Annotated in this window: 25 protein-coding genes, 1 other RNA gene and 1 pseudogene; 6 read left to right on the forward strand and 21 right to left on the reverse strand. The window is 55.6% G+C overall.

Translation table 11 applies throughout. The features are described 5' to 3' along the window. Positions 1-11 precede the first annotated feature (11 nt). Both ACF8PE_RS01530 and ACF8PE_RS01535 read right to left on the reverse strand, forming a co-directional pair. Positions 12-647, reverse strand: coding sequence for a carbonic anhydrase (locus ACF8PE_RS01530; protein WP_032617781.1), 636 nt, complete (start codon positions 645-647; stop codon positions 12-14). Positions 648-690: 43 nt separating this feature from the next. Then, positions 691-1,509: an MBL fold metallo-hydrolase gene (locus ACF8PE_RS01535; protein WP_392494353.1), complete on the reverse strand. Its 819-nt coding sequence runs from the start codon at positions 1,507-1,509 to the stop codon at positions 691-693. Positions 1,510-1,636: 127 nt separating this feature from the next. Here ACF8PE_RS01535 and ACF8PE_RS01540 point away from each other — a divergent pair, with 127 nt between their 5' ends. After that, complete coding sequence (locus tag ACF8PE_RS01540; RefSeq protein ID WP_032617828.1) at positions 1,637-1,777, forward strand: hypothetical protein; 141 nt, start codon at positions 1,637-1,639, stop codon at positions 1,775-1,777. 73 nt (positions 1,778-1,850) lie between these two features. Here the strand turns inward: ACF8PE_RS01540 and ACF8PE_RS01545 are convergent, their stop codons facing one another. From ACF8PE_RS01545 to ACF8PE_RS01560, 4 genes are all read right to left on the reverse strand, one after another. Next, positions 1,851-2,333: a heme-binding protein gene (locus ACF8PE_RS01545; RefSeq protein ID WP_032617779.1), complete on the reverse strand. Its 483-nt coding sequence runs from the start codon at positions 2,331-2,333 to the stop codon at positions 1,851-1,853. Between the two features lie 77 nt (positions 2,334-2,410). After that, positions 2,411-3,034: a response regulator transcription factor gene (locus ACF8PE_RS01550; RefSeq protein WP_032617778.1), complete on the reverse strand. Its 624-nt coding sequence runs from the start codon at positions 3,032-3,034 to the stop codon at positions 2,411-2,413. Then, positions 3,027-4,355: a sensor histidine kinase gene (locus ACF8PE_RS01555; protein ID WP_392494354.1), complete on the reverse strand. Its 1,329-nt coding sequence runs from the start codon at positions 4,353-4,355 to the stop codon at positions 3,027-3,029. Before ACF8PE_RS01555 ends, ACF8PE_RS01550 begins: the two co-directional genes overlap by 8 nt. 160 nt (positions 4,356-4,515) lie before the next feature. Beyond that, a complete protein-coding gene (locus ACF8PE_RS01560; RefSeq protein WP_165717320.1) occupies positions 4,516-4,671 on the reverse strand; it encodes a hypothetical protein in 156 nt (51 codons plus the stop codon). 206 nt (positions 4,672-4,877) lie between these two features. Between ACF8PE_RS01560 and ACF8PE_RS01565 the strand changes: the two are divergent. Further along, positions 4,878-5,038, forward strand: a pseudogene (locus tag ACF8PE_RS01565) (amino acid ABC transporter permease); the annotation flags it as partial. Between the two features lie 4 nt (positions 5,039-5,042). Here the strand turns inward: ACF8PE_RS01565 and fumD are convergent. The 5 genes from fumD to ACF8PE_RS01590 form a co-directional block, all read right to left on the reverse strand. Next, positions 5,043-5,252, reverse strand: a complete 210-nt coding sequence (gene fumD / locus ACF8PE_RS01570) for a fumarate hydratase FumD (RefSeq protein ID WP_032617775.1) — start codon at positions 5,250-5,252, stop codon at positions 5,043-5,045. Positions 5,253-5,362: 110 nt separating this feature from the next. Next, positions 5,363-6,175, reverse strand: coding sequence for a MetQ/NlpA family ABC transporter substrate-binding protein (locus ACF8PE_RS01575; protein ID WP_032617774.1), 813 nt, complete (start codon positions 6,173-6,175; stop codon positions 5,363-5,365). A 25-nt stretch (positions 6,176-6,200) separates the two neighbouring features. Then, entirely contained in the window at positions 6,201-6,869 is a 669-nt protein-coding gene (locus ACF8PE_RS01580; RefSeq protein ID WP_032617773.1) for a methionine ABC transporter permease, read from the reverse strand. Then, positions 6,862-7,884 carry a methionine ABC transporter ATP-binding protein gene (locus ACF8PE_RS01585; protein ID WP_144837701.1) on the reverse strand — a complete coding sequence of 341 codons (1,023 nt, stop codon included), beginning with the start codon at positions 7,882-7,884 and terminating at the stop codon, positions 6,862-6,864. Before ACF8PE_RS01585 ends, ACF8PE_RS01580 begins: the two co-directional genes overlap by 8 nt. Positions 7,885-8,088: 204 nt before the next feature. Next, positions 8,089-8,358 carry a hypothetical protein gene (locus ACF8PE_RS01590; RefSeq protein WP_155166630.1) on the reverse strand — a complete coding sequence of 90 codons (270 nt, stop codon included), beginning with the start codon at positions 8,356-8,358 and terminating at the stop codon, positions 8,089-8,091. Between the two features lie 111 nt (positions 8,359-8,469). Between ACF8PE_RS01590 and pykF the strand changes: the two genes are divergently transcribed. After that, entirely contained in the window at positions 8,470-9,891 is a 1,422-nt protein-coding gene (gene pykF / locus ACF8PE_RS01595; RefSeq protein ID WP_032617771.1) for a pyruvate kinase PykF, read from the forward strand. 310 nt (positions 9,892-10,201) lie between these two features. Then, on the forward strand, positions 10,202-10,438 hold the full coding sequence (lpp, locus tag ACF8PE_RS01600) for a murein lipoprotein Lpp (RefSeq protein ID WP_001082307.1): 237 nt from the start codon (positions 10,202-10,204) through the stop codon (positions 10,436-10,438). A 63-nt stretch (positions 10,439-10,501) separates the two neighbouring features. On the opposite strand, the gene ACF8PE_RS01605 is transcribed toward lpp, so the two are convergent. From ACF8PE_RS01605 to ACF8PE_RS01645, 9 genes are all read right to left on the reverse strand, one after another. Continuing rightward, a complete protein-coding gene (locus ACF8PE_RS01605) occupies positions 10,502-11,515 on the reverse strand; it encodes a L,D-transpeptidase family protein (protein ID WP_392494364.1) in 1,014 nt (337 codons plus the stop codon). Positions 11,516-11,612: 97 nt separating this feature from the next. After that, complete coding sequence (sufE, locus tag ACF8PE_RS01610) at positions 11,613-12,029, reverse strand: cysteine desulfuration protein SufE (RefSeq protein ID WP_032617769.1); 417 nt, start codon at positions 12,027-12,029, stop codon at positions 11,613-11,615. A 13-nt stretch (positions 12,030-12,042) separates the two neighbouring features. Next, positions 12,043-13,263, reverse strand: a complete 1,221-nt coding sequence (sufS, locus tag ACF8PE_RS01615; RefSeq protein ID WP_059308140.1) for a cysteine desulfurase SufS — start codon at positions 13,261-13,263, stop codon at positions 12,043-12,045. Further along, a complete protein-coding gene (sufD, locus tag ACF8PE_RS01620; protein WP_103793171.1) occupies positions 13,260-14,531 on the reverse strand; it encodes a Fe-S cluster assembly protein SufD in 1,272 nt (423 codons plus the stop codon). The genes sufS and sufD overlap by 4 nt, the downstream gene beginning before the upstream one ends. Then, positions 14,506-15,252, reverse strand: coding sequence for a Fe-S cluster assembly ATPase SufC (sufC, locus tag ACF8PE_RS01625; RefSeq protein ID WP_032617766.1), 747 nt, complete (start codon positions 15,250-15,252; stop codon positions 14,506-14,508). The genes sufD and sufC overlap by 26 nt, the downstream gene beginning before the upstream one ends. Positions 15,253-15,268: 16 nt before the next feature. Further along, on the reverse strand, positions 15,269-16,756 hold the full coding sequence (gene sufB / locus ACF8PE_RS01630; protein ID WP_032617765.1) for a Fe-S cluster assembly protein SufB: 1,488 nt from the start codon (positions 16,754-16,756) through the stop codon (positions 15,269-15,271). 8 nt (positions 16,757-16,764) lie between these two features. Beyond that, a complete protein-coding gene (gene sufA, locus ACF8PE_RS01635; RefSeq protein WP_032617764.1) occupies positions 16,765-17,133 on the reverse strand; it encodes a Fe-S cluster assembly scaffold SufA in 369 nt (122 codons plus the stop codon). Positions 17,134-17,857: 724 nt separating this feature from the next. Continuing rightward, entirely contained in the window at positions 17,858-18,268 is a 411-nt protein-coding gene (gene menI / locus ACF8PE_RS01640) for a 1,4-dihydroxy-2-naphthoyl-CoA hydrolase (RefSeq protein ID WP_032617763.1), read from the reverse strand. Next, positions 18,265-21,321, reverse strand: coding sequence for an FAD-binding and (Fe-S)-binding domain-containing protein (locus ACF8PE_RS01645; protein ID WP_059308142.1), 3,057 nt, complete (start codon positions 21,319-21,321; stop codon positions 18,265-18,267). The genes menI and ACF8PE_RS01645 overlap by 4 nt, the downstream gene beginning before the upstream one ends. Positions 21,322-21,528: 207 nt before the next feature. On the opposite strand from ACF8PE_RS01645, the gene ydiK reads away from it, so the two are divergent. Together ydiK and rprA are read left to right on the forward strand one after the other, a co-directional pair. Then, a complete protein-coding gene (gene ydiK / locus ACF8PE_RS01650; protein ID WP_059308143.1) occupies positions 21,529-22,641 on the forward strand; it encodes an AI-2E family transporter YdiK in 1,113 nt (370 codons plus the stop codon). Positions 22,642-22,829: 188 nt separating this feature from the next. Beyond that, positions 22,830-22,940, forward strand: an RNA gene (gene rprA / locus ACF8PE_RS01655) — antisense sRNA RprA. A 223-nt stretch (positions 22,941-23,163) separates the two neighbouring features. Here rprA and ppsA read toward each other — a convergent pair. Next, the gene (gene ppsA, locus ACF8PE_RS01660) at positions 23,164-25,542 is read right to left on the reverse strand and encodes a phosphoenolpyruvate synthase (protein WP_392494367.1); all 2,379 of its coding nucleotides are present in this window, start codon (positions 25,540-25,542) and stop codon (positions 23,164-23,166) included. Positions 25,543-25,808 lie beyond the last annotated feature (266 nt).

Raw genomic sequence — 25,808 nt, forward strand, 5'->3', positions numbered from 1 at the left:
AACGTGGAGATTTACTCGAAGTAAACGCCCGGGTTATCGGACAGGGAGACGAAGGTTTTCGAATCTTTATCCAGGGCGAGGATCCTACCGCTTTCGATATCATAAACCCAGCCGTGCAGGCGGATGGCGTTGTTACGCAGACCGACCGCCACGGAAGGGTGAGTTTTGATGTTGCTAAGCTGGGCGAAAACGTTCTCCTGCACCATGGCATTCACTTTGTCAGTCGGGTTTTCCCAGCTTTTATTTTCCACCACCGCTTTGGCGGCATCGGAGTAACGCAGCCAGTGCGACACGGCAGGCATCGGTTCCAGGTTAGCGTTGTCGGCAATCGCTTTCATCGCGCCGCAGTTGGAGTGGCCGCAGATCACGATGTCAGTGACACCCAGCGCCACGACGGCGTATTCGATGGTGGCGGAAACACCGCCTGGCTCTGGCCCGAAAGGCGGCACGATGTTGCCAGCATTACGAATGACAAAGAGCTGTCCTGGATCCTGCTGGGTCACTAATTCCGGCACCAGACGGCTGTCAGAACAGGAGATGAAAAGCGCTTTGGGATTCTGGCTGGAGGCCAGACTACGGAAGAGGTCTTTACGTTGCGGAAAAACTTCTTTTTGAAAGCTGAGAAAACCTTCAATGATATGTTGCATAGCAATGTCTCATTTTTTTGTGATTGTACAGGCATGATCGAGATCACGGTTTTTTGAGTTTACCCACCGCGCCCGAGTTCAGACAAGCAATATATTTCTGGACGGACCGTATGACAATCTCCCGCGCATCGGCAGAAATGTTCTGCCCTTCAAAGGCGCCGTAGAGACGTTCGAAGCGCGCATTGTCCAGGTGCGCAGCGATCTCGCTCACCGCGCTTGCCGGCAGCGGCAGCATATTCGGATAGCTCCACATAAAGGAGACCGCGTCTTTTCCCGGGGTCACCTGCAGGATATCGCCCGCCAGTAGCACGCCCCCGTCCTGGTTCCAGTGCAGCACCGTGCCTCCGGCAAAATGCCCGCCAAGCCTGACCAGGGTGACGTCAGGCATAATCTCCAGAGAATCCCCCTCCCAGAAGCGCAGCGCGGGACTGTCCCGCATCACCCACTGCCGATCGCTTCCATGCAAATACACCGGCGCATCAAAGGCTGCGGCCCAGTCCTGCATGGTGGTGTAGTAGTGCGGGTGCGAGATGGCAATGGCGTCGATCCCGCCCAGCGCCGTCACCAGCGCGTGGGTGGCAGGATCGAGGTTGGCGATGCAGTCCCACAGCACGTTACCCTGCGGGGTTCGCAGCAGGATCGCCCGCTGGCTTATGGCAAAGGCGGGAACGGTTTTGAGGCTCAAAAGACCGTCTTCGAGCTGTTGCCACTTATTCGTGTGGGTGGTAGTCAGGGTAGTGAAATCCACCCATTCCTGCCCCGTCGCGGGCACATACTGGCGTTCATCCTCGCAAATGGCGCACTGTTGCGGTTCGCGGACCACGTCGTACGACGTGCCGCAGGTTTTGCAGATGGTGATCATGACGTCTCCTTAGCCGAATACTGCATGAGTATGGCAAGGATTATCCTTATGTGCGCTGGCGTGCCTTAGCCCGGTATTTTGCTCTATAATACGACCTGGAACAAAAACCGAACAAAGCAGGTAAATGATGGAAATTGATCTTAACAATCTGGTGTTTGACGGGCTGGATGAAGCAGAAGAACGTAACGCAGAACGCCTTGAAGACGCTGATAAAAAAGCGCAGGCAATTGTAGCGGACGATGACTGCGGCGACGCCTGCAAGATCTGATGTAAAACGCCCCGGACGATTGCCGGGGCGTTACGTTTCAGGCCCACGCAAGCGCAACGCCGCCGGGCACTGATTACGACTTATTCATACCGTCGATTGCTTGCTGAGCGCAGGCTTCATCCAGATGCCCACCCGGCGCACCGCCAATTCCGATAGCCCCGATCACCTCCTCTCCTTCCTTAACCGGCAAACCACCCGCCAGCAGCAGCAGGCCCGGAATATCACGCAGGTTCTGCGCGCCCGCGTTGCTCTGGGCAGACTCCATCACTTTGCCCGAGGCATTTTTGGTGCTGAGGGCGGTGAACGCTTTCATCTCGCTGGCTTTCAGGGTATGTGGACCGGCATTGTCCGTGCGCTGTACCGCTTTCACCACCCCGGCACGATCCACCACCGTGACGCTGACCTGATAATTTTTGGCCGTACAGGCCTGAATGGCCGCGCTGGCTAACGCGTTCGCCTGGGTCAGGGAGAGACTCTTTTGCGTAACGGACTGGGCATGCGCCGATATGCTGACCATCCCTGCTACACATGCTGCCGCCATCATCAACTTTTTCATCGCACATCCTCTGGTAAGTGGAAACAGAGGCAGCGTACCGAAGCGCGCGATGAAATGTTATTCGGTCGATTACGCAGTTATCCTGGTAGTTCTACGGATGGCAATTTGTCGTATTCCCGGATGGCCTGCACCAGACTTGAGACTCCCAGCTTAACGAACACCGCTGCCCGGTGGGCTTCCACCGTGCGGGGCGAGAGATTCAGGCGGGCGGCGACCTCCTTGTTACTGCTCCCCTCCATCAGGGCCAGTAGCACCTCGTGTTCCCGGGCGGTGAGCTGTTCAAAGAGCGCCCTGACCCGTTTTGCCTCCTGCCAGCGCACCACCCGCTGCTGGCTCTCTGCCAGCGCGACGGTAATGGATTCGATTAGCTTGTCGGCATCCAGCGGCTTGGTGAAAAACTCAAACACCCCATTATGAAACGCCCGCCGACAGGCATCGATCGTGCCATGACCGGTCATCAGGATCACCGGCAGCAGCGGCCAGGGCCATGCCCCCTCCTCCAGCCAGGCCAGGCCGCCTTTGCCCGGCATCCGCATATCGAGCAACAGGCAGCCGGTCAGCGCTTGTTCAGCGCAGTGGGCGGCCATAAACGCCGCAATACTTTCATATGGCTCGACGCGCCAGTTCATCCCCGACAGCAGAAAAACCAGCGACTCCCTGACCGACGCATCATCATCAATTAACCAGATGACGTTATCCATCTACCTGACTCCCGTAATAAGCAAACTGCAACCGGACCCTGGCGCCGCCTTCCGGGGCATTATCCAGCGCCAGCGTGCCATTCATTCTGGTGACTAACGACTCCGTTAGGGTCATGCCCAGGCCAGTACCGCCCTCTCGCCCGCTGTAAAAGGGCATAAAGGCGTTGTGTAGGGCGTCCGGGGTAAAGCCCGGCCCGCCGTCAGTAATGTCGATATGGATAACATCGCCGTTGCGCAAGCTGCGGATATGCACCCAGCCCGCCGCACGTTCCTGCTGCGCCTGGATGGCGTTGCTGAGAAGGTTGTGCAGCACCTGCTCCAGCCACAGCCGGTCGGCACAGAGCGTGCGGGCATCCGCGGCAAAGTCATGGGTAAGGCGAATGTGTCTGGCGGTGCGCTCGTGCTCCAGCAAATTCCCGACCTGTTGCCAGCAACTGACCAGATCCACGTCGCCAAGGGTGACTGTCTCCTGGGTAACGTGTTCGCGAAAGCGGGTCAGTAGATCATCTATCCGCCGGGTTTGCACCAACGCCGACCCGAGCGTCTGAGACACCGCCTCTGGATTGCCCTGCCGCAACTGGCGCTGCGCCCCCTGGATCCAGGTCTGGGCTGCCGTCAGGGGCTGGTTGATCTCATGCACAATCCCTGCGGTGATCTCCCCCAGGGTGTTGAGCCGGGCATGCTGATAATACCTGGCGCGCTGGTCGGCGTTTTGCCGTTGCTTACGCTGCCAGAGGATCACCCCGCCCGCCGCAATCACCACGGCCCACCCCAGCCAGAGCAGTAAAAACGGCAGCAGGGCAATGTCCAGCCACGCCGGTCGGGCGTCGGCCCGCAGGATAAAGGGTTGGGTATGCAGCGTAAATTGACGCTGCCAGTGCCAGAAGGCGTCTGCCGGGGGTGGCGACGCGTCACCACGCAGATCGAGCGCGAGACGGGTAAAATGCGGCCTGGCACTGATCACCGACCGGGTATCGATCAGCACGCGGATTTGTCGCCAGGGGTTGTAGAGCCAGTATTGCGTGTCACCCACAGGCTCCACCCGCCCGGCGTCGAGGGCGCGTCCCTGGGTCTTTTGCAGGTCGAGGATTTGCGGGAATTTTTTACGCAGCGCCGCAAGATCTTCATCGCCATTCAACAGCGGCAGTACCGACTCATTCTGGGTGAGAACCGCGCCAGCCTCAGTAAAGGCCAGGGCAAAATCCCGGTCCAGATCCCAGAACTGACGGCGTATCTGTTCGGCATACAGCAACACGCTGCTCAGAAGACAGAGCACAAGCCAGATCAGGATCCCACGTTTTTGAAAATTTTGGCTGTTCATTCATTTAACTGGCGCAGGGAGAAGACGCCAGAGACCTTAGCAGGAAGCCAGGCCGGGGACAAAACTTGCGGTGTTTTTTGGATGTTAGCGTCCAGAATGGCGAGATGTGCGCGGTAGAACGCACACCTCGTTCCAGTAGGTTTCCCGCACCAGGCGGTGTTCAGCGTTGCGTTTGCTCATGGAACCACTCCGGGTCGATGGTGGCGATGTCCACGCCATAGAGGCTGGCAACCGGCAAAATGGATTCAATAATACGTTGCGCGCTGTTCTCTGTGCCTTCCGGTGGCGCTGCAAAAAACCGCCGTAACCTACTCATCAGTCTGTTCAATGCTGTGTTCCTCTTTGCTCAACCTGAATGCAGTTAAACAGCAATCGCCTGCCCAGTGAAATGCCGATTCCGGCAGAGGATTTGCGTGAATTGCAAAAGCACGCCATCCGTTTATTGAAGCGTAACAGACTGTTCATGCGTGTTTTTATAGAGCAAAGACAAACTTGGCATTTGGCGGCCAGGGGTGATGATGGAAGCGTATCCAGCTGGCCTTTATCGTTAACGTGCCGGAACTGACGACAGTGGCAGGTCAGGTGAACAACCGGGTGCAGATTTACCCGGCGGCTATTTTGTCTATACAGGCGTGGTGTATTACCTGCTGTGCAGTGGGATTGAACAGCTGGCAAAACGCTGACGGTTTAACCGGCCAGCGCTTTCACCACGGTTTCCATCGCCTGGGTGGTTAACTCACTGCGTTTTACTCGCTGGTTCGCCAGCGAGGTGCGCAGGACCCCGGCGATAACAATATGCTTTGGCTCCTGCCCGAGATCGCGCATCTCAAGAACGACTTTGCCTACCACGCGACACATCTCCTGATACAGCGCTTCGTCTTTGGTTACATTGCCCATGATCTTCACTCCATTGCCCGAAAACGCCAGCTTAAAGCATTCATTAGTCTTATACAAAAAAGAAGCCCGGCGAGAAACTCACCGGGCTTTTTAAAAGCAGAATCAGGGGATTAGTTGTTAACCGGGATCACTGCGCCTTTGTATTTGGTGCGGATCCAGTCCTGAATTTCTTTTGAGTGCAGGACATCGACCAGCGCCACGATGTCCTTCTTCTTCTCATCGCCACGGTGCACGGTGATGATGTTGGCGTACGGGTTGTTTTCACCGCTCTCAACCGCGATCGGGTCGTGAACCGGATCCAGACCGGCGTCGATGGCGTAGTTGGCGTTGATCACCACCGCAGCCCCTTCGTCATTGTTGTACATCTGCGGCAGCAGAGAGGCTTCAACGTTCGGGGTGAACTGCAGTTTTTTCGGGTTCTCTACGATATCGCTGATGCGCGCGGTCACTTTGTCGATGCCCGGCTTCAGTTTGATCACACCCTCTTTCTCGAAGATAGAGAGGATACGGCCTTCTTCAGAGACGGCATCACGCATGATGATTTTGCCGCCTTCCGGCAGGTCTTTCAGCGATTTGTATTTTTTGGAGTAGATGCCGATCGGCTCGATGTGGATCGCACCGGCGCTGACGAAATCGTACTCTTTATCACCGGCGTGATCTTTCAGCACGCTGTTGAGATAGGGAATGTGCTGGAAGTAGTTGGCGTCGATGTCACGACCCGCCAGCGCGGTGTTCGGCAGGATGTAATCCTGGAACGGTTTGATCTCCAGGTCGATACCCTGCTTCGCCAGAATCGGCTTCGCCTGCTCCAGAATTTCGGCGTGCGGGGTGTTGGACGCCCCCACGGTCAGGGTATCAGCCCAGGCGGCAAAGCTCAGGGCGCTCAGGGTTGCTGCGGCAATCAACGTCAGTGTTTTTTTCATGATGATGGTTCCTGTGTTTGTATTATTAGCGTTTATCTAACAGTGAAGTAATGATGTCGCCGCAGAACTGGATAATGAAAACGATGATCAGAATGGTCACCGTTGCCACCAGCGTGACGTCACCATGGTTACGCTGGAATCCTTCCAGATAAGCCAGATTTCCCAGACCACCGGCACCAATCACCCCTGCCATTGCGCTGTAACTGACCAGTGCAATCAGCGTTACCGTGATCCCTGAGACCAGCGCTGGGGATGATTCCGGCAGTAAAACCCGAAAAATTAAGGTACTCAGACGGGCGCCCATTGAGCGCGTCGCCTCGATCACCCCTTTGTCCACCTCACGCAGGGCGATCTCCACCAGACGGGCGTAGAACGGCGCAGCACCAACAATCAGCGCGGGCAGCGCCGCATTCGCCCCGAGGATGGTTCCCACCACGGTTTTGGTGAAGGGGATCAGCAGCACAATCAGGATGATGAACGGGATCGAGCGGAACACGTTCACCACAATCGAAATCACGCTGTAAACCGTGCGGTTGTGGAACATGCCACCCCGGGCGGTTAAAAACAGCGCCAGGCCGAGGACCAGGCCAAGCACAAAGGTCGCGACGCCAGAGAGCGCTGTCATGTAGAGCGTTTCCAGCGTGGCGGCCCACAGCTGGTCCCATTTCAGGTGCGGAAAAAGATTCTCAGCCATGTTTAATTACCTCGCCTTCAATATCACTGTGCTGCAAATCGGCGAGGATATTGTTCAGTTGTTCTTCTGTTGCCACCACGTGAAGCCAGAGCTGGCCGAACACGCCGTGAGCGGTTTGGGTCATTTTGCCGTGCAGGATGTTGAACGGCAGGCTGTAGCGCAGGGTCAGCTCCCCGACAATCGGCTTGTGGGTGCTGTGGCCGGTGAAGGTCAGCTTGATGACGGTGCCTTCCAGCGCGTTCGCCAGCTCCGTATTAAAGGTCTCTTCTTCAGCGTACTGGCTGACCTGACGCACAAACTGTTGCGTAATCGGCTGCTGCGGGTGGGTAAAGACCTGCAGCACTTCGCCCTCTTCCACCACTTTGCCATTTTCCATCACCGCCACGCGGTCGCAGATTTTGCGCACCACGTGCATTTCATGGGTGATGAGAACAATGGTCAGCCTGAAACGACGGTTAATGTCGAGGAGCAGATCGAGGATCTGATCGGTGGTCTGCGGATCCAGCGCTGAGGTGGCTTCGTCGCAGAGCAGAACGTCAGGGCTGTTCGCCAGCGCACGGGCAATGCCGACACGCTGCTTTTGCCCGCCGCTGAGCTGGGAGGGATACGCCTGTTCGCGGCCTTTCAGACCCACCAGCTCTACCAGTTCCGCCACCCGGGCTTTAATTTTAGCTTTTGGCACCCCGGCAATCTGCATTGAGAAAGCGATGTTCTCGCTCACCGTACGGGACCACAGCAGGTTGAAGTGCTGAAACACCATACTGATCTTCAGCCGCGCCTGGCGCAGGGCTTCGCCTTTCGCTGCGGAGATATCCTGCCCATTAATGGTCACGCTGCCCGTAGTCGGTTTTTCCAGTCCGTTAAGCAGGCGGATTAATGTACTTTTACCCGCGCCGCTGTAGCCAATAATGCCGTAAATCTGTCCCTGCTCTATCGCCAGGTTCACGTTGTCAACGGCCGTCAGCGCCACTTTTCCGTTGTCAAAAATCTTCGAAATATTCCTGAGTACTATCATTCTTAAGGTAATCCGTTCGCCTGTGGCGGTTTAGCAGTATGGATGTCCAAACGATAGTAAACAGCCGTTATTAGCTTTTGAATGAATGAAATGGAATATCTTATAACTTACAGCGATATGCCGCGTGGGCATTGGTATGGGCCGCAATGCATAAATTCAGCAATCCATAGTTTTGGAACGAATATGTGGACTCGCCCAGTCTTTTTACGGCGTTTGACAGAAGGTTTTCCGCTGGCGCAACATCCTGAAAGGGAACCTTAACGCCTTGATAACAATCCTTTGTGAATCACCAGATAAAATTTTTGAAACGCTGTTTTTCTTTCCCTTTTGCGCATCTTTAAGCGTATAATGCGCGCCTAATCCCTGATGAATGGTTTCAGCGCTTGGACTACAAAAAACAACGCATACAACTTTCCCTCTCTCCCTGGGCTGAAACACAGGCACACATTCTTCTGCACGCTCAATTGATGTCACCTATCCTTACTGCGTGTCATAAAAAATTTCGCAACACAGGTTTGACTCTGAGGCAATACGCCCCCGGAGCGAGATTTCCATATCCTTCTCAACTTAAAGACTAAGACTGTCATGAAAAAGACGAAAATTGTTTGCACCATCGGCCCGAAAACCGAATCTGAAGAGATGCTGACCAAAATGCTGGACGCCGGCATGAACGTTATGCGTCTGAACTTCTCTCACGGTGACTATGCTGAACACGGTCAGCGCATCCAGAACTTGCGCAACGTGATGAGCAAGACCGGTAAAAAAGCAGCAATCCTGCTGGATACCAAAGGTCCAGAAATTCGCACCATTAAACTGGAAGGCGGCAACGACGTTTCTCTGAAAGCGGGCCAGACCTTCACGTTCACTACAGACAAGTCCGTTGTCGGCAACAATGAAATCGTTGCTGTGACCTATGAAGGCTTCACCAGCGATCTGTCCGTTGGCAACACCGTCCTGGTGGACGACGGCCTGATCGGTATGGAAGTGACCGCCATCGAAGGCAAAAACGTTGTTTGTAAAGTGCTGAACAACGGCGACCTCGGTGAAAACAAAGGCGTTAACCTGCCAGGCGTTTCCATTGCCCTGCCTGCGCTGGCAGAGAAAGACAAACAAGACCTGATCTTCGGTTGCGAACAAGGCGTTGACTTTGTTGCGGCGTCCTTTATCCGTAAACGTTCCGACGTAGTTGAAATCCGTGAGCACCTGAAAGCGCACGGCGGCGAGCACATCCAGATCATCTCCAAAATCGAAAACCAGGAAGGCCTCAACAACTTCGACGAAATCCTTGAAGCCTCTGACGGCATCATGGTTGCGCGTGGTGACCTGGGCGTTGAAATCCCGGTTGAAGAAGTGATCTTCGCGCAGAAGATGATGATCGAGAAGTGTGTTCGTGCCCGCAAAGTGGTTATCACCGCGACCCAGATGCTGGACTCAATGATCAAAAACCCACGTCCAACCCGCGCAGAAGCTGGCGACGTGGCGAACGCCATCCTCGACGGTACCGATGCAGTAATGCTGTCCGGTGAATCCGCGAAGGGTAAATACCCGCTGGAAGCGGTTTCCATCATGGCCACCATCTGCGAGCGTACTGACCGCGTGATGCCTAGCCGTCTGGATAACAACAACGACAGCCGTAAACTGCGTATCACCGAAGCCGTGTGCCGTGGTGCAGTTGAAACTGCCGAGAAACTGGAAGCGCCACTGATCGTGGTTGCTACTCAGGGCGGTAAATCTGCGAAAGCCGTACGTAAATACTTCCCGAACGCGACTATCCTGGCGCTGACCACTAACGAGATCACTGCTCGTCAGCTGGTACTGAGCAAAGGCGTTGTGCCACACCTGGTGAAAGAGATCGCTTCTACGGATGATTTCTACCGTCTGGGTAAAGAAGTGGCCCTGCAGCTGGTTGAGCGTGGCCTGGCGCAGAAAGGTGACGTTGTGGTGATGGTTTCTGGTGCGCTGGTACCAAGTGGCACCACTAATACCGCATCTGTTCACGTGCTGTAATAATATCGAACGAATTAATTTGTTTAAAAAGCGTCCTTCGGGACGCTTTTTTTATATCCGCTATCAGCCAAAGTTATTAAAAAAGCAAATCGGGTTTTTCTATTTAACGGGTACGGTTTCTAAGATGAATCCGATGAAAATAGTCTGTTTTTGCACAATATTTTTCACGAAATAGTCAAAACAGGTGTTTCTTTGAGCGAACGATCAAAAATAGGCATATTCCCATCAAAAAAATATTCTCAACCTAAAAAACTTTGTGTAATACTTGTAACGCTACATGGAGATTAACTCAATCTAGAGGGTATTAATAATGAATCGTACTAAACTGGTACTGGGCGCGGTAATCCTGGGTTCTACTCTGCTGGCAGGTTGCTCCAGCAATGCTAAAATCGATCAGCTGTCTTCTGACGTTCAGACTCTGAACGCTAAAGTTGACCAGCTGAGCAACGACGTGAACGCAATGCGTTCCGACGTTCAGGCTGCTAAAGATGACGCAGCACGCGCTAACCAGCGTCTGGACAACCAGGCTACTAAATACCGTAAGTAATAGTACCTGTGTTAATAAAATGGCGCACATTGTGCGCCATTTTTTTTTGCCCGCTATTTTGCTTTACTGAATTGCCTTTTCATGCCCACCCTGATTTGCTGATACCGGCAGCGGCGTGTTCCGGGCTGACAAGCCGGTGCTCTGAAGCTGAGACCCGACGCCTGTCGATACTTCTACCGGGATTCCCGCCCGCCGTGTCAACGCTTTATTCACCAGCAGCTTATCGCTCCCGCTTTGCGACATAAACGACGCAAGCGCGCTGGATTGGGCGATTGCCAGAGTTTGTGGGTTTTCCCCCTCCTCCGACGCCAGAGGACGATGCACCTCAACGTAGCGCTTACCGTCCGGCTCCACGGAGAACTTCACCGGCTCATTGATGATCTGCACTCGCGTCCCGACGGACGTCTGGGCAAAAAGCGCTTTGATATCCGGGGCATTCATGCGCATACAGCCGGAACTGACGCGCAGCCCGACGCTATCCGGTGCGCTGGTGCCATGGATGAGGTATTCGCCGTTACCCACGCCCAGACGCAGTGCAAAGCGCCCCAGCGGGTTATTCGGCCCTGCGGGTACTACCGGGGGCAGTTTGATGCCCTTCTCCAGCGAGCGCGCTCTGATGCCCGCTGTGGGGGTCCAGGTCGGATTAGGGATTTTCTGGCTGATGCGGGTGACAGTAACCGGCGTATCCAGACCCAGTTGCCCAATCCCCAGCGGATAAACCTGCACGCTGTTTTCCCCCAGCGGATAGTAGTAAAGGCGCAGTTCGGCCAGGTTCACCACAATCCCTTCCCGGGGAGTGTCCGGGAGCAACATTTGCGACGGAATCGTAATCACCGTTCCCGGCGCAGGATAAACCGGGGCGATAGTATTATTGGTTTCGAGAATTAAGTGCGCAGCGGTATTAAACCGGCGCGCAATTGCCTGCAGGTTATTATCCCCTTCCTGAATGACATACGTCTGGTTTTGCCCAATAAGACGACTGCCCGCCGGTGGCAAGGGATAATCCATCGCCCGGGCGCTATTAAGCGCGCTGAGCGAACCAAAAAGAATGAGAGTGACAAGGGACGCGCGCTTCATACTGAGATTCCTTATTCACTGACTGGACGTCAGAAAGCTGAAAAATCCACGAGGCGGGAACCACCTCGTGAAACAGAATGATAGCTGTCCTGTAAGTCTAGCTAATGTTGGCGGCTTTGGTGCGGATTGCGCGGATCATCGCCTCAAGTCCCTGCGAACGGGAAGGCGTTAAATGCTGGGTCAGCGCCATTTTTTCAAACCACGGGCGCACGTCGAAAGCGACAATATCCTGAGGGGACATCTGCTGATATAAAATAAACACGACAGCAATTAGGCCTTTTACTATTGCCGCATCACTATCACCCGCTAATTCAATTACCCCGGCGTCATTCTGGTGCATTATTATCCACACCTGGCTCTGGCAGCCCTGAATACTGTTTTCCGGGATGTGCGCCTCTGGACTCAGCGGAGGCAGACGCTGCCCCAGCTCAATGATGTAGAGGTATTTCTCTTCCCAATTTGCGCAACGCGTAAAGTTGCGCAGTAATTTGTCTCTGTCTGGCAACGCAGCCATCTTTTGCCCTCTTTTAGCCCAGCAGATGGTGGATACGCTTCAGCCCTGCCACCAGTCTGTCGACCTCTTCCATTGTGTTGTACATCACCAGCGATGCGCGGCACATCGCCGGTACCTGATAGAACGCCATCAGCGGCATGGCGCAGTGGTGGCCGGTGCGTACCGCTACCCCGTAATTATCAAGAAAACTGCCGACGTCATAGGCGTGGTGTTTCCCCAGATTAAAGGCGATCACTCCCTGGCGGTCGGCCGGGCCGTAGAGGGTCAGATCCGGCACGCTGGCCAGCTCTGCCAGTGCATAGTGCATCAGCATCTGCTCGTACTCGGCAATGGCATCAAGGCCAATGGCCGAGACATATTCCATCGCCGCCCCGAGGCCGATAATACCGCCAGTGTTGGGCGTTCCGGCTTCGAAACGCCACGGCGCGCGGGCGTAAGTGGTGCCTTCGCTCAGGCTGACGGTGGCGATCATCGACCCGCCCCCTTCCCACGGCGGCATCTTTTGCAGAATGTCGTCTTTAACGTACAGCACGCCGATACCGGTCGGTCCGTAGAGCTTATGCCCGGAGAAAACGTAGAAATCGCAATCCAGCGCCTGAACATCAACGGTGTGGTGCATCACCGCCTGCGCCCCGTCCACCAGCACTTTTGCGCCAACCTGATGGGCTTTGGCGATGATCTCTGCCACCGGGTTTTCGGTTCCCAACACGTTGGAGATCTGGGTGAGGGTCACCAGGCGGGTACGTTCATCCAGCAAGGTATCCAGCCGGTCAAGCTGTAACGTTCCGTCCTGATTGAGAGGGATCACCCGCAGTTCCGCGCCGACGCGCTCGCACAGCATCTGCCAGGGCACAATATTGGCGTGGTGTTCCATCTGGGTGATGATGATGTTATCCCCCGCATGAACCTCAGCACTGCCCCAACTGTTGGCCACCAGGTTAATCCCCTCGGTGGTGCCGCGTACAAATACCAGCTCTTCCGGCGAGCGGGCATTTAAAAATGCCGCCGCCCGGGTACGGACGTTCTCCATCCGCTGCGTCGCCTCGGCGCTGAGGGTATGGATCCCCCGGTGCACCGCCGCATAACCATGCCGGTAAAATTCCGCTTCGGCCTCGATCACCTGCGCAGGCTTTTGCGCGCTGGCAGCGCTGTCGAGATAGGCAAGCGGCAGACCGTTCACTTCACGGGTCAGGACAGGGAAATCCGCCCGCACTCTCTCTACAGGAAATGTCATGCCACACCTCCGGGCAGACGCTGACCGATACGCGCCAGCACCTGCTGTCTTAAGGTTTCATCCCCGAGCGCTTCGGTCAGCTCGGCGGCAAAGGCGTAAATGATCATTTTCTCTGCCGCCTGCTTGTCGATCCCGCGGGAGCGCAGATAGAACATCTGCTCATCATCAATACGGCCTACCGTTGCCCCGTGGCTGCACTTCACGTCATCGGCATAGATTTCCAGCTGCGGTTTGGTGTCCACCTCTGCCAGCCGGCCCAACAGCAGATTGTTGTTGGTCATCTGCCCGTCGGTTTTGATGGCGTGCTGCGCCACATTGATCAGCCCGTTAAAGACCGCTCGCCCCTTATCGCTGACGATTGTTTTATGCAACTGACGGCTGTTGCAGTAGCCCTTATTGTGCTCAAGCCAGGTGCGGGTGTCGCACACTTCGTTTTTCACTGGCATCGCCAGGCTGTTGATGCGCAGCGTGGTATTTTCGCCGTTCAGCTGGGTACTGGTGTTATGGCGCAGTACCGCTCCGCCCAGCAGGAAGCTGTGGCTGAATGCCGTCGCATCGGCGGCAAGCCGCAGATCGTTATGGGCAAAGTGGTGGCTCGCCGCATTCTCAAACGCCAGCTTGATGTGGTGTAACCGGGCGTTAGCCGCCACGTTCATGGTCAGACGGCCGCCGGTAAAGTGCCTGGCCGGGGTCAGGCTGGCGTAGTGTTCGATAAGGGTCGCCTCTGCCCCTTCGCCCAACTCCAGATGATGGCGATAGTGGGCGGTGTTGATCTCGTCCCCTTCCAGCCCCTGGGTGATATGCAGCAGAAGCAGCGGCTTCGCCGGGCGCGTGTTGCGCTTCACGCTGATATGGGTCACGCTTTGCGCCAGGCTCTCGGTGAGATGCAGGAACACCTCAGGCTGCACCGGTGCCGCCAGGTTCTGATGCTCGTCGTTGATAACAACCTCAAACCCGCTGTTGTCGGTGCTGTCGCTCAGCGCCGGGTTAAAGCGCCCGTCAACAAACACCAGCCGGGTGGCATCCAGGGTAAGAGCCAGCGCATCCCGATCGGCAGGCGCGACGCTTGCCGGACGCGCCACGAAGTTGCCGTTGAGTAGCCCTTCCAGCGGGGTGTATTTCCAGTTTTCATGCTTACGCGTCGGTAACCCCAGGCGCAGCATCTGCTGCAGGTGCTGCTCGGCCTGCGCCGAGCGCGCCCCGCCCTGAGCCTCAAACAGACGGTGCCACTGCTGCAGCGCGTTACTGCTGTTCGCTAAGCCAGCCATAGCCCTGCTCCTCCAGCTGTTTCACTAGCGTGAAATCACCGGATTTCACAATACGCCCCTGATAGAGCACGTGCACGTAATCCGGCTTGATGTAATCGAGAATACGCTGGTAGTGGGTGACGATAATGAACGACCGTTTGCCGTCGCGCAGGGCGTTAACGCCGTCGGCGACAATTTTCAGGGCGTCGATGTCCAGCCCGGAGTCGGTTTCATCGAGGATGCATAGCTCCGGCTCCAGCACCGCCATCTGCAGAATGTCGTTGCGCTTCTTCTCCCCGCCGGAAAAACCGACGTTGACCGAGCGGGTGAGCAGGTCTTCCGGCATCTTCAGCAGCTGGATCTTCTCTTCCATCAGATCCTGAAAATCAAAGCGATCCAGCTCCTCTTCGCTACGGTATTTGCGCACGGCATTGAGCGCAGTCTGCAGGAAGAACTGGTTGCTGACGCCCGGGATCTCCACCGGATACTGGAAGGCCATAAAAATGCCTTCGCCAGCGCGATCTTCCGGCGACAGCTCCAGCAGATCTTTGCCTTTAAACTCCACCGATCCGCCAACCACTTCATAATCTTCGCGTCCGGCAAGGGTTGCCGAGAGCGTACTTTTCCCCGAGCCGTTCGGCCCCATAATGGCGTGCACTTCACCCGGACGAACCTCCAGGCTCAGGCCGCGCAGGATCGCTTTATCTTCCACACTGACCTGTAAATCTTTAATGCTTAACATGTGCTTTCCTTAATCCTTAACCGACGCTGTGTTCAAGGCTAATCGCCAGTAATTTCTGCGCTTCAACGGCAAACTCCAGCGGCAGTTCCGAGAACACATCCTTACAGAAGCCGTTCACAATCATGGATATGGCATCCTCTTCGCTGATGCCGCGCTGCAGGCAGTAGAAGAGCTGATCTTCACCAATCCGCGAGGTGGTCGCTTCATGCTCCAGCTGAGCGCTGTTGTTACGGCATTCGACGTACGGGAAGGTATGCGCCCCGCAGTCAGGGCCAATCAGCATCGAGTCACACTGGGTAAAGTTACGGGCGTTGGTGGCGGTTGGCATAATCTTGACCAATCCCCGATAGCTGTTCTGGCTTTTGCCCGCCGAAATCCCCTTCGAGATAATGGTCGATTTGGTGTTCTTGCCGATGTGGATCATCTTGGTGCCGGTATCGGCCTGCTGATGGCCGCTGGTGAGCGCCACCGAGTAGAACTCGCCGATGGAGTTGTCCCCGCGCAGAATGCAGCTCGGGTACTTCCAGGTGATGGCGGAGCCGGTTTCCGACTGAGTCCACGACATCTTGCTGTTCTCGCCTTCGCACAGGGCGCGCTTGGTGACGAAGTTCAGAATGCCGCCCGTGTTGTTATCCCCCGGGAACCAGTTCTGCACCGTCGAGTATTTCACCTCGGCGTCTTTATGGATGATCACTTCCACTACCGCGGCGTGCAGCTGATAGCTGTCACGCACCGGGGCGGAACAGCCCTCGATATAGCTGACGTAGCTGCCCTCATCGGCCACCAGAATGGTGCGTTCAAACTGACCGGTTTTTTCGGCATTGATGCGGAAATAGGTCGATAGCTCCATTGGGCAACGTACGCCCTTAGGTACATAGATAAAGGTGCCGTCAGAGGCCACCGCCGCGTTCAGCGCAGCAAAGAAGTTGTCGTTGCCCGGCACCACGGTACCGAGATACTTCTTCACCAGCTCGGGGTGATCGTGAATGGCTTCGCCAAAGGAGCAGAAAATGATCCCCTGCTCACCCAGCTTTTCCCGGTAGGTGGTGGCGACCGAAACGGAGTCGAAGATAGCATCTACCGCCACCTCACGCCCTTCGCGCACCGGCACGCCAAGCTGCTCGAAAGCCTCTTCCACCTCTTTGCTTAAAAAGGCGTTAGTGCCGGTCTGCTGTACCGCGCCGGGTTCAGAGGCGCAGGTATCGTCGCAGTTGCCGCACGACGGCGCAGAGTAGTAGCTGTAATCCTGATAGTTCAGCTTATCGTAGTGCGCCTTCAGCCAGTGCGGCTCGTCCATCTCCAGCCAGGCTTTGAACGCATTGAGTCGGAATTCCAGCATCCACTCTGGCTCGTTACGCCTTGCAGAGATGGCTCGGATGACCTCTTCATTGATCCCTTTTGCCATCTCATCGGTCTGCAATTGGGTGAAGAAGCCTTCTTTGTAATTGATATGGCCGCCGGACCAGGTGTTGACATCGTCAGTTGCTTCAGTATGTCGAGACATAATACCGCCTATACCCCAAAACTTTCGCCGCAGCCGCATTCGTTCTGGGCTTTCGGGTTATTGAATTTGAATAACTGGTTTAAGCCTTCGCGCACGTAATCCACTTCCGTACCGTCGATAAACGGCATTGCCTGCAAGGGAACATACAGCCGGGCACCGTCCTGCTCGAATAGCAGGTCGTCTTTAGCCGGTTCGCTGACGGTATCCAGCACATAACCAAAACCGGCACAACCGGTCGTCTTAACGGCTAACCGCACACCGAGCATGCCCTCCTTTTTGCTCACCAGGTCGCGTATATGCGCCGCTGCGGAAGGTGTGAGCGATAAACCACGCCACGCAAATTCTGTTGGATCGAATGTTTCTGAATGCTGTTGCATAAATCCACCTCTTGTAGTGCGCCCCCAGGGCATAACACCATGTTAGTGATAATGATTATCACTTCAACCCCTCAGTTGCAGGGGCATTCGGCTTAACCGCCCTTTTTGGCTACTTTCATTAAGCATAGACCCTGCTACGAGGGTTAACAGGGATGATCACATTTACTTAACACATTGATCGAAAGCGTAATTTTCGCTTTATCTAGGGCTGAACGAGATAAATGCAAAATATGTATAGAAAATGCCTATTTTTGAGATAGGAGGAGGGGTGGCTTCGCTGTTCGTACCTGTAAGCGTATTCCGAAAGCAGCCCGGTGGGGGCTAATAACAGGCCTGGGGTGCGCTATCCTTGCTGTATAGGGCCAGCAAAAGGAGGGGATATGCTTACTGCACTATTGATAACCGCCATCCTTGCCGTGGTCATTACCGGTCTGGTGTTCCTGTCAGCCATGCAGGACATTAAAGATGATTATTGAAGGGACAAAAGGCCGCGGTTGAGACGCGCAAAAAAGAAAGCCCTTAAGACTACCGCAGGTAATCTTAAGGGCTTCTTGTTCCATCCGGCGCTTATCTCCGGCACTCATCATGGCTTAGCTCTTGAAGGAACACCGGAATAGTCTCATAAACGTTGATCTGCGAATTAACAAAAATTGCGTCCTTTCTGAAAGCAGCGCGATATCAACGGGATGGAAAACAAAAAAGGCCGCTTTTGCGGCCTTAGTTTTTACACGACCGCGGTGGTCAGCCGCGACGAGCAGCACAAATTCTGCTGTTCATCGAAGATATCAATCTGCCACACCTGGTGTCGCCTGCCAGTATGCAGGGCGCGACAAACGCCCCGTACCCGACCGCTACGCACGGAACGTAAGTGGTTGGCATTAACCTCCAGCCCCACCACCTTTTGCTCTCCTTCGGTGCAGAGATACCCCGCCACCGAGCCAAGGGTTTCGGCCAGCACGACAGACGCACCACCGTGCAGCAGGCCAAACGGCTGATGGGTACGACTGTCCACCGGCATGGTCGCTTCCAGTTCATCTTCACCAATGCGGGTAAACTGAATGTCCAGTAATCCCACCATGTTCCCGTCGCTCATGGCGTTTAACGCCTGCAAGGTGACCGCACGTTTCCAGATCATCCCATAATCTCCAGCAGAGCCTGCAGTGGATGGCGCACGCCGCTACCCTCGACGCGTTTGACCTGGCTTCGGCACGAGTAACCGGTCGCCAGGCAGCGATTACGCGGCAGACGCTGCATCGCCTGGTGCCAGGAGAGCTCATAGATCCCCAGCGAGTTTTTATGGTTCACCACCTCATGGCCATAGGTTCCGGCCATGCCGCAGCAGCCGACGCTGACGCTCTCGAGCTTCGCGCCAAAGCGGGCAAAGATCGAGGCCCACTGGGCAGGCGCACCCGGCAGTGCGGTCACTTCGGTACAGTGGCCGAACAGATACCAGGATTCGCCGCTGATTTCCTGGGGCGCTTGCCCGTCGACAATGGTCGGAAGCCACTCGTGCACCAGCATCACGTGGAATTCGCCGCGCTTGTCGCCCAGGGTCTGCTTGTACTCATCGCGATAGCAGAGCACCAGGGCCGGATCGACGCCCACCATCGGCATCCCCAGAAGCGCCACCCGGCTAAGGAAGTCAGAAGTCTTCTGCGCCGTTTTCGCGAAACGATTGAGGAAACCTTTAATATGCTGTGCTTTGCCGTTCGGCGAGAACGGCAGCAGTACCGGCTGATAGCCCAACCGCTCCACCAGGCGGATAAAGTCAGCCACCACCTGCGCATCGTAATAGCTGGTAAACGGATCCTGAACCACCAGCACCGTTTTCGCCTTTTGCTCGTCACTCAGCGCTTCAAGCTGCTCAAGGGTAAGGTTGGCGGAGCGGTGCCCCACCAGCTGGCGTTGCAGAGAAGGCGTGGAGAGCAGAGGCAGATCGATCATGCCGATATGCTTCTCAGACAGCTTGCGTACCAGCGGCTGGTTGATAAAGAAGTTGAAAGTGCGTGGTGCGCGGGCCATCAAGGGCGCATAGCTCTCGACCGTTGCCACCAGGTGATCGCGCACCGGACGCAGGTAACGGCTGTGATAGAGCTGCAGGAAGCGCGAGCGGAACTCCGGCACGTCGATTTTGATCGGGCACTGCGTGGAACAGGCTTTACAGGCCAGGCAGCCCGACATCGCCTCTTTTACTTCATGGGAAAAATCGTACTCCCCTTTGCGCGCATGCCAGCTGTTGCGGGTGCGTTCGACGAGAGTGCGCAGGCTGGCGCGTTTCTCCGGCAGCTCTTTCTCCAGCGCCAGCGGATCCACGCCGCGATCGGCCAGCAGACGCAGCCACTCGCGCACCAGCGTCGCACGCCCTTTCGGAGAGTGGATTCGGTTGCTGGTGATCTTCATCGACGGGCACATCGGGCTTTTGGCATCAAAGTTAAAGCACAGCCCGTTGCCATTACACTCCATGGCGCCACGCCAGGAGGATCGCACCGCAATCGGGATCTGGCGATCGAAGGTGCCGCGTTTCACCGCATCCACCTGCATCATCGGCGCATCAACGCCCATTGGCGGACAGATTTTACCCGGATTGAGGCGGTTGTCCGGATCAAAGGCCGCCTTGATTTTGCGCAGTTCGTCGTACAGCGCTTCGCCAAAGAAGGCCGGGCTGTACTCCGCGCGGAACCCTTTTCCGTGTTCGCCCCACAGCAGGCCGCCGTACCGGGCCGTGAGTGCCACCACCTCGTCGGAGATCTGTTTCATCAGTATCTCCTGCTGCGGATCGCACATGTCCAGCGCCGGGCGAACGTGCAGCACCCCGGCGTCAACGTGGCCGAACATGCCGTAGCTCAGGCCGTGGCTGTCGAGCAGCGCGCGGAATTCGACAATATAGTCAGCGAGATTTTCCGGCGGGACGCAGGTATCTTCGGCAAAGGGGATCGGCTTGGCCGCGCCTTTAGCGTTCCCCAGCAGGCCCACCGCTTTTTTACGCATCGCATAGATACGCTCGATGCCTGCCAGCTCGTTGCACACCTGCCAGCCAATGACCCCGCCTTCGCCCCGGGCAATCAGCTCGTCCAGACGCTGGCACAGAGCTTCGACCTGGCTTTCAATGAGTTCAGCGTCATCACCGGCAAACTCAACGATATTCAGACCCAGCATCTCTTTGTCGGGTACGTCGGTGATCAGCTCGCTGACCGAATGCCAGACGATATCTTCCCGCGCCAGGTTGAGCACTTTCGAGTCGACGGTTTCTACCGACAGGGCGCGGGCATCGACCATGAAAGGTGCATTGCGCAGCGCAGAGTCAAAGGAGTTGTACTTCACATTCACCAGACGTCGCACTTTCGGCAGACGGGTGATATCAAGGCGCGCCTCGGTGATAAAGGCCAGCGTGCCTTCGGAGCCGGTCAGGATGCGGGTCAAATCGAACTGGCTGAGGTCATCATTGAACACATGGCGCAGATCGTAGCCCGTCAGGAAGCGGTTCAGTTTTGGGAATTTATCGATAATCAGTTGGCGATTGTCGCGACAGCTTTCCAGCACGGTGCGGTAGATGCGACCGGTGGTGGTCTTGTCTTTGCCGAGCGTCTCGGCCAGTTCGACCGGTACGGGCTGGGTATCGAGAATATCCCCACCCAGCAGCACCGCCCGCACGCCAAGGACGTGATCGGAGGTTTTGCCGTACACCAGCGACCCCTGGCCGGAGGCGTCGGTGTTGATCATCCCACCGAGAGTGGCGCGGTTACTGGTCGATAGCTCCGGCGCAAAAAAGTAGCCGAAGGGCTTCAGGTACTGGTTAAGCTGATCCTTAATCACCCCGGCCTCTACCCGCACCCACCCCTCTTCCGGGTTGATCTCAATGATGCGGTTCATATAGCGGGACATATCGACAACGATCCCCGTATTCAGCGCCTGGCCATTGGTGCCAGTGCCACCGCCGCGTGGGGTAAAGATCAGCGAAGCGAAACGCTCCTGGGAAGCCAGACGGGCCAGCAGGGCCACATCAGCGGTAGAACGGGGAAAAACGACTGCATCGGGAAGTAGCTGGTAGATACTGTTGTCGGTCGCCATGGTCAGCCTGTCGGCATAACGTGTGGCGGTATCGCCGGTAAAACCCTGTTGCTCCAAAGCCTGCAAAAAATTGAGCACCAGCTGAACGACGCCAGGTGCCTGAGAAATTTGTGGGATCATTACTGTCGACCCTGCCCCATCTGAATTGTTGTAGATAATCGTTTGCGTTGTGCTTCCCTGTTTGTATCACATTTTTTTCTTATGCGCCCGACAGAATTACAGGCAGAATCTGCCTGTTAAAAATCGCTGAAATCACTAATGATTGTAGTGATGCGGTTTCCTGTTCTCACCGGCCTTTCCGGTGTAATTCAAAGGTGAAATTCATATATGGTCAATCGACACCAGCCCAGGGACGTTGCGCAAGTTTTGCTGTCGGTGCTGTTTCTGGCAATCATGATTATTGCGTGTCTGTGGATTGTACAACCCTTCATTCTGGGCTTTGCCTGGGCAGGCACGGTGGTTATCGCCACCTGGCCGCTGTTTCTTCGGCTGGAACGTTTACTTTTTGGTCGCCGCGCGCTGGCCGTGCTGGTTATGACGCTGCTGCTGGTGCTGCTCTTTGTGATCCCGGTGGCGTTACTGGTGAACAGCCTGGTGGACGGCAGCGGCCCGCTCATCTCCAGCATTACCAGCGGGGATATGACGCTCCCGACGCTGGACTGGCTCAACGATATTCCGCTGATTGGCGATAAGCTCTATGCCGGCTGGCACAACCTGCTGGACATGGGTGGCAGCGCCATTATGGCCAAAGTTCGGCCCTATATTGGCGCGACCACCACCTGGTTTGTGGGGACTGCTGCGCACCTGGGTCGCTTTGTTGTCCACTGTGTCCTGATGCTGTTGTTCAGCGCCTTGCTGTACTGGCGCGGCGAGCAGGTTGCCCTCGGGGTTCGTCATTTTGCGACACGTCTGGCGTCAGCGCGTGGCGATGCGGCGATGCTGCTGGCGGCGCAGGCCGTGCGCGCGGTAGCGTTGGGCGTGGTCGTGACGGCGCTGGTACAGTCGGTGCTGGGTGGGATTGGTCTGGCGCTTGCTGGCGTGCCTTACGCCACGCTCTTTACGGTGCTGATGCTGTTGACCTGCCTGATGCAGCTTGGCCCTCTGCTGGTACTGGTCCCGGCGATTGTGTGGCTCTACTGGAGCGGGGATACCACCTGGGGCACGGTGCTGCTGGTCTGGAGCTGCGTGGTGGGCACGATGGACAACGTGATCCGACCGATTCTGATTCGTATGGGTGCCGACTTGCCGTTAATCCTGATCCTCTCCGGCGTTATCGGCGGGTTAATTGCTTTCGGGATGATCGGGCTGTTTATCGGGCCGGTGCTGCTGGCGGTCTCCTGGCGACTGTTTTCCGCGTGGGTGCATGAAGTTCCGCTGCCGCCGACCGACCCGGATGTCCTGTTCCAGACGCTTCAGGACGAACGAGAGCTTAAAAAGTAATGCTCATGCTTCTGGTGGGTTCGCCCACCAGAATGTTAAGCGTCACTTATCATTCAGATTTCCCTTAAGCGCAGCTAAAGCCGTTTTTATCCGCAATTGCCTCATTCCTCTAATAAAATCTTCATTTTCTTTAAACTATTGAGACGAATCTGATCGACGCAAAAATCCACCATGCCTACTATTAGGTCACGGTTATGAATCAACAACACCTTGATTTATAAGCATGGAAATCCCCTGAGTGAAACAACGAATTGCTGTGTGTAGTCTTTGCCCATCTCCCACGATGGGCTTTTTTTTATCAATTTTTCAGGCGGTTATGCGTTTTACGTTTTGAGGTGAGCAATATGCATGCAAACACCGGAAGCGCAAATTATCAAAATTTTAATTTCTAATAATCAATAATTTACCTTGTATCTGAAAAACAGAGCTGCCGCATTCCAGTCTCTTTAGATTGAGCAAACAGGGAAAAATAAAAAGGCGAGAACCTAAGTCCTCGCCTTTTTATATTGCAGAAGCGTGACGTTACTTGTTCAGTTCCGCCAGGCTCAGCCAGGTTTGCACCACGGTGTCCGGGTTCAGGGACAGGCTATCAATCCCCTCTTCCATCAGCCAGGCAGCAAAGTCTTCATGGTCGGACGGCCCCTGACCACAGATGCCGACGTACTTGCCCTGTTTCTTCGCGGCACGGATGGCCATCGACAGCAGCGCTTTGACTGCCTCGTTACGCTCATCAAACAGCGCAGAGACCACGCCGGAGTCACGATCCAGACCCAGCGCCAGCTGCGTCATATCGTTGGAGCCGATAGAGAAGCCGTCGAAGTGTTCCAGGAACTGCTCTGCCAGCAGGGCGTTGGACGGGATCTCACACATCATAATGATTTTGAGGCCGTTCTCGCCGCGCTTCAGCCCCTGACGGGCCAGCTCGTCAATAACCGCTTTCGCCTGATCGACGGTACGCACGAACGGCACCATGATTTCGACGTTGGTCAGCCCCATATCGTTGCGCACGCGTTTTACCGCCTCGCACTCCAGCGCAAAGCAGTCGCGGAAGCTGTCGGAAACGTAACGACCGGCACCACGGAAGCCCAGCATCGGGTTCTCTTCTTCCGGCTCGTAACGCTCGCCGCCCACCAGGTTAGCGTATTCGTTAGATTTGAAATCAGAGAGACGCACGATGACGCGTTTCGGGTAGAAAGCTGCGCCCAGCGTGGCGATCCCTTCGGTCAGACGGCCAACGTAGAACTCTTTCGGCGAGTCGTAGCCCTTCATCATCTCGCGGATCTCTTTCTGCAGCTTCGGATCCTGGTCGTCGAACTCCAGCAGCGCTCGCGGGTGAACGCCGATCATACGGTTGATGATGAACTCCAGACGCGCCAGGCCCACCCCTTCGTTTGGCAGACAGGCGAAGTCAAAGGCACGATCCGGGTTACCGACGTTCATCATGATCTTCAGCGGCAGACTCGGCATGGTGTCAACGCTGGAGCTCTTCACGCTAAAGTCGAGGATCTCGGCATAGACGTAACCGGTATCGCCTTCGGCACAGGAGACGGTAACGTTCTGATCGTCCTTCATGCGTTCGGTGGCGTCACCGCAGCCGACCACGGCCGGGATGCCCAGCTCACGAGCTATGATGGCCGCGTGACAGGTACGGCCGCCACGGTTGGTGACAATCGCCGCCGCCTTTTTCATGATCGGTTCCCAGTCCGGGTCGGTCATGTCGGTGACCAGCACGTCGCCCGGCTGGATACGGTTCATTTCGCTGATGTCGTGGATCACCTTCACCGGACCTGCGCCGATGCGGTGACCGATAGCACGGCCTTCAGCGATGATGTTGCCCTGCGCATGCAGCGTGTAACGCTCCATTACCTGACCGCGGGAACGCACGGTTTCAGGACGCGCCTGGACGATAAACAGTTTGCCGGTGTTGCCATCTTTGGCCCACTCGATATCCATAGGACGGCCATAGTGCTTCTCGATCTGCACCGCCTGCTTCGCCAGCTCCTGCACTTCGGCATCGGTCAGCGAGAAGCGGTCACACTGCTCCTGTGGCACATCTTCGATCCGCACCTGCTTGCCATGCTCCTGGGTCGGCGCATAGATCATGCGGATTTTTTTCGAACCCATGGTGCGACGCACGATTGCCGGACGATCCGCGGCCAGGGTTGGTTTGTGAACGTAGAATTCGTCCGGGTTGACAGCACCCTGCACCACCATCTCGCCCAGACCCCAGGCGGAAGTGATAAAGACCACCTGATCGAAACCCGATTCGGTATCAATAGAGAACATCACGCCTGACGAGGCCAGATCCGAACGCACCATGCGCTGCACGCCAGCCGACAGCGCAACGCCGCGGTGGTCATAACCCTGATGCACGCGATAGGAGATCGCACGATCGTTAAACAGGGAGGCAAACACATGTTTTACCGCCACCAGCACGGCATCGTAGCCCTGCACGTTGAGGAAGGTCTCCTGCTGCCCGGCGAACGAGGCGTCCGGCATGTCTTCTGCGGTGGCAGATGAGCGCACGGCAAAGGAGGCCTGAGCATCATCAGCAGAAAGCTGGTTGTAGGCGTCGTGAATGGCTTTTTCCAGTTCAGGCTGGAAAGGTGTATCGATGATCCACTGGCGGATTTGGGTCCCGGCTTTGGCAAGCTCAGAGACATCATCAATGTCCGTGTTATCCAGTAGTTCGTAAATGCGCTGGTTTACGCCGCTTTGATCCAGAAAATAGTTAAAGGCATCGGCGGTAGTAGCAAATCCATTCGGTACGGAGACACCCATACTGGACAGATTCGTAATCATTTCACCCAGGGAGGCATTTTTGCCTCCAACTCTGTCTACATCATTCATGCCGAGTTGGTTATACCAAAGCACCAGCGGTGACGAGCCATTGTTGGACATCGAAACAATCCTTTTGTGATATATGAACGGGTTTTAAGAAACTCCTTACTGCGTATTTATACTGTCATATTTATCCGCGCTAAAAAAACGGTGAATCGTGTAAGCACTTTTATTTTTTAGCTTTTCAGACTGTTCCCGCTTAAATCCTAACCTGATGATTATTATAGAATCCCACAAAAAACATCAGACTTTAGGGTGATTTTGAAAAATGAAACACCCCTTTCATTAAAAATAAAAATAGCGTTTCATTTTTAATTTAGGTGCGG

This window comes from Leclercia sp. GLN_9 (genome assembly GCF_043105735.1).
Classification (GTDB): Bacteria; Pseudomonadota; Gammaproteobacteria; order Enterobacterales; family Enterobacteriaceae; genus Enterobacter; species Enterobacter adecarboxylatus.

What these genes read in the sequence shown, in the direction of transcription:
- ACF8PE_RS01530 (WP_032617781.1), bottom strand. Translation starts at nt 647, where the DNA reads ATGCAACATATCATTGAAGGTTTTCTCAGCTTTCAAAAAGAAGTTTTT.
- ACF8PE_RS01535 (WP_392494353.1), bottom strand. Translation starts at nt 1,509, where the DNA reads ATGATCACCATCTGCAAAACCTGCGGCACGTCGTACGACGTGGTCCGC.
- ACF8PE_RS01540 (WP_032617828.1), top strand. Translation starts at nt 1,637, where the DNA reads ATGGAAATTGATCTTAACAATCTGGTGTTTGACGGGCTGGATGAAGCA.
- ACF8PE_RS01545 (WP_032617779.1), bottom strand. Translation starts at nt 2,333, where the DNA reads ATGAAAAAGTTGATGATGGCGGCAGCATGTGTAGCAGGGATGGTCAGC.
- ACF8PE_RS01550 (WP_032617778.1), bottom strand. Translation starts at nt 3,034, where the DNA reads ATGGATAACGTCATCTGGTTAATTGATGATGATGCGTCGGTCAGGGAG.
- ACF8PE_RS01555 (WP_392494354.1), bottom strand. Translation starts at nt 4,355, where the DNA reads ATGAACAGCCAAAATTTTCAAAAACGTGGGATCCTGATCTGGCTTGTG.
- ACF8PE_RS01560 (WP_165717320.1), bottom strand. Translation starts at nt 4,671, where the DNA reads ATGAGTAGGTTACGGCGGTTTTTTGCAGCGCCACCGGAAGGCACAGAG.
- fumD (WP_032617775.1), bottom strand. Translation starts at nt 5,252, where the DNA reads ATGGGCAATGTAACCAAAGACGAAGCGCTGTATCAGGAGATGTGTCGC.
- ACF8PE_RS01575 (WP_032617774.1), bottom strand. Translation starts at nt 6,175, where the DNA reads ATGAAAAAAACACTGACGTTGATTGCCGCAGCAACCCTGAGCGCCCTG.
- ACF8PE_RS01580 (WP_032617773.1), bottom strand. Translation starts at nt 6,869, where the DNA reads ATGGCTGAGAATCTTTTTCCGCACCTGAAATGGGACCAGCTGTGGGCC.
- ACF8PE_RS01585 (WP_144837701.1), bottom strand. Translation starts at nt 7,884, where the DNA reads ATGATAGTACTCAGGAATATTTCGAAGATTTTTGACAACGGAAAAGTG.
- pykF (WP_032617771.1), top strand. Translation starts at nt 8,470, where the DNA reads ATGAAAAAGACGAAAATTGTTTGCACCATCGGCCCGAAAACCGAATCT.
- lpp (WP_001082307.1), top strand. Translation starts at nt 10,202, where the DNA reads ATGAATCGTACTAAACTGGTACTGGGCGCGGTAATCCTGGGTTCTACT.
- ACF8PE_RS01605 (WP_392494364.1), bottom strand. Translation starts at nt 11,515, where the DNA reads ATGAAGCGCGCGTCCCTTGTCACTCTCATTCTTTTTGGTTCGCTCAGC.
- sufE (WP_032617769.1), bottom strand. Translation starts at nt 12,029, where the DNA reads ATGGCTGCGTTGCCAGACAGAGACAAATTACTGCGCAACTTTACGCGT.
- sufS (WP_059308140.1), bottom strand. Translation starts at nt 13,263, where the DNA reads ATGACATTTCCTGTAGAGAGAGTGCGGGCGGATTTCCCTGTCCTGACC.
- sufD (WP_103793171.1), bottom strand. Translation starts at nt 14,531, where the DNA reads ATGGCTGGCTTAGCGAACAGCAGTAACGCGCTGCAGCAGTGGCACCGT.
- sufC (WP_032617766.1), bottom strand. Translation starts at nt 15,252, where the DNA reads ATGTTAAGCATTAAAGATTTACAGGTCAGTGTGGAAGATAAAGCGATC.
- sufB (WP_032617765.1), bottom strand. Translation starts at nt 16,756, where the DNA reads ATGTCTCGACATACTGAAGCAACTGACGATGTCAACACCTGGTCCGGC.
- sufA (WP_032617764.1), bottom strand. Translation starts at nt 17,133, where the DNA reads ATGCAACAGCATTCAGAAACATTCGATCCAACAGAATTTGCGTGGCGT.
- menI (WP_032617763.1), bottom strand. Translation starts at nt 18,268, where the DNA reads ATGATCTGGAAACGTGCGGTCACCTTGCAGGCGTTAAACGCCATGAGC.
- ACF8PE_RS01645 (WP_059308142.1), bottom strand. Translation starts at nt 21,321, where the DNA reads ATGATCCCACAAATTTCTCAGGCACCTGGCGTCGTTCAGCTGGTGCTC.
- ydiK (WP_059308143.1), top strand. Translation starts at nt 21,529, where the DNA reads ATGGTCAATCGACACCAGCCCAGGGACGTTGCGCAAGTTTTGCTGTCG.
- ppsA (WP_392494367.1), bottom strand. Translation starts at nt 25,542, where the DNA reads ATGTCCAACAATGGCTCGTCACCGCTGGTGCTTTGGTATAACCAACTC.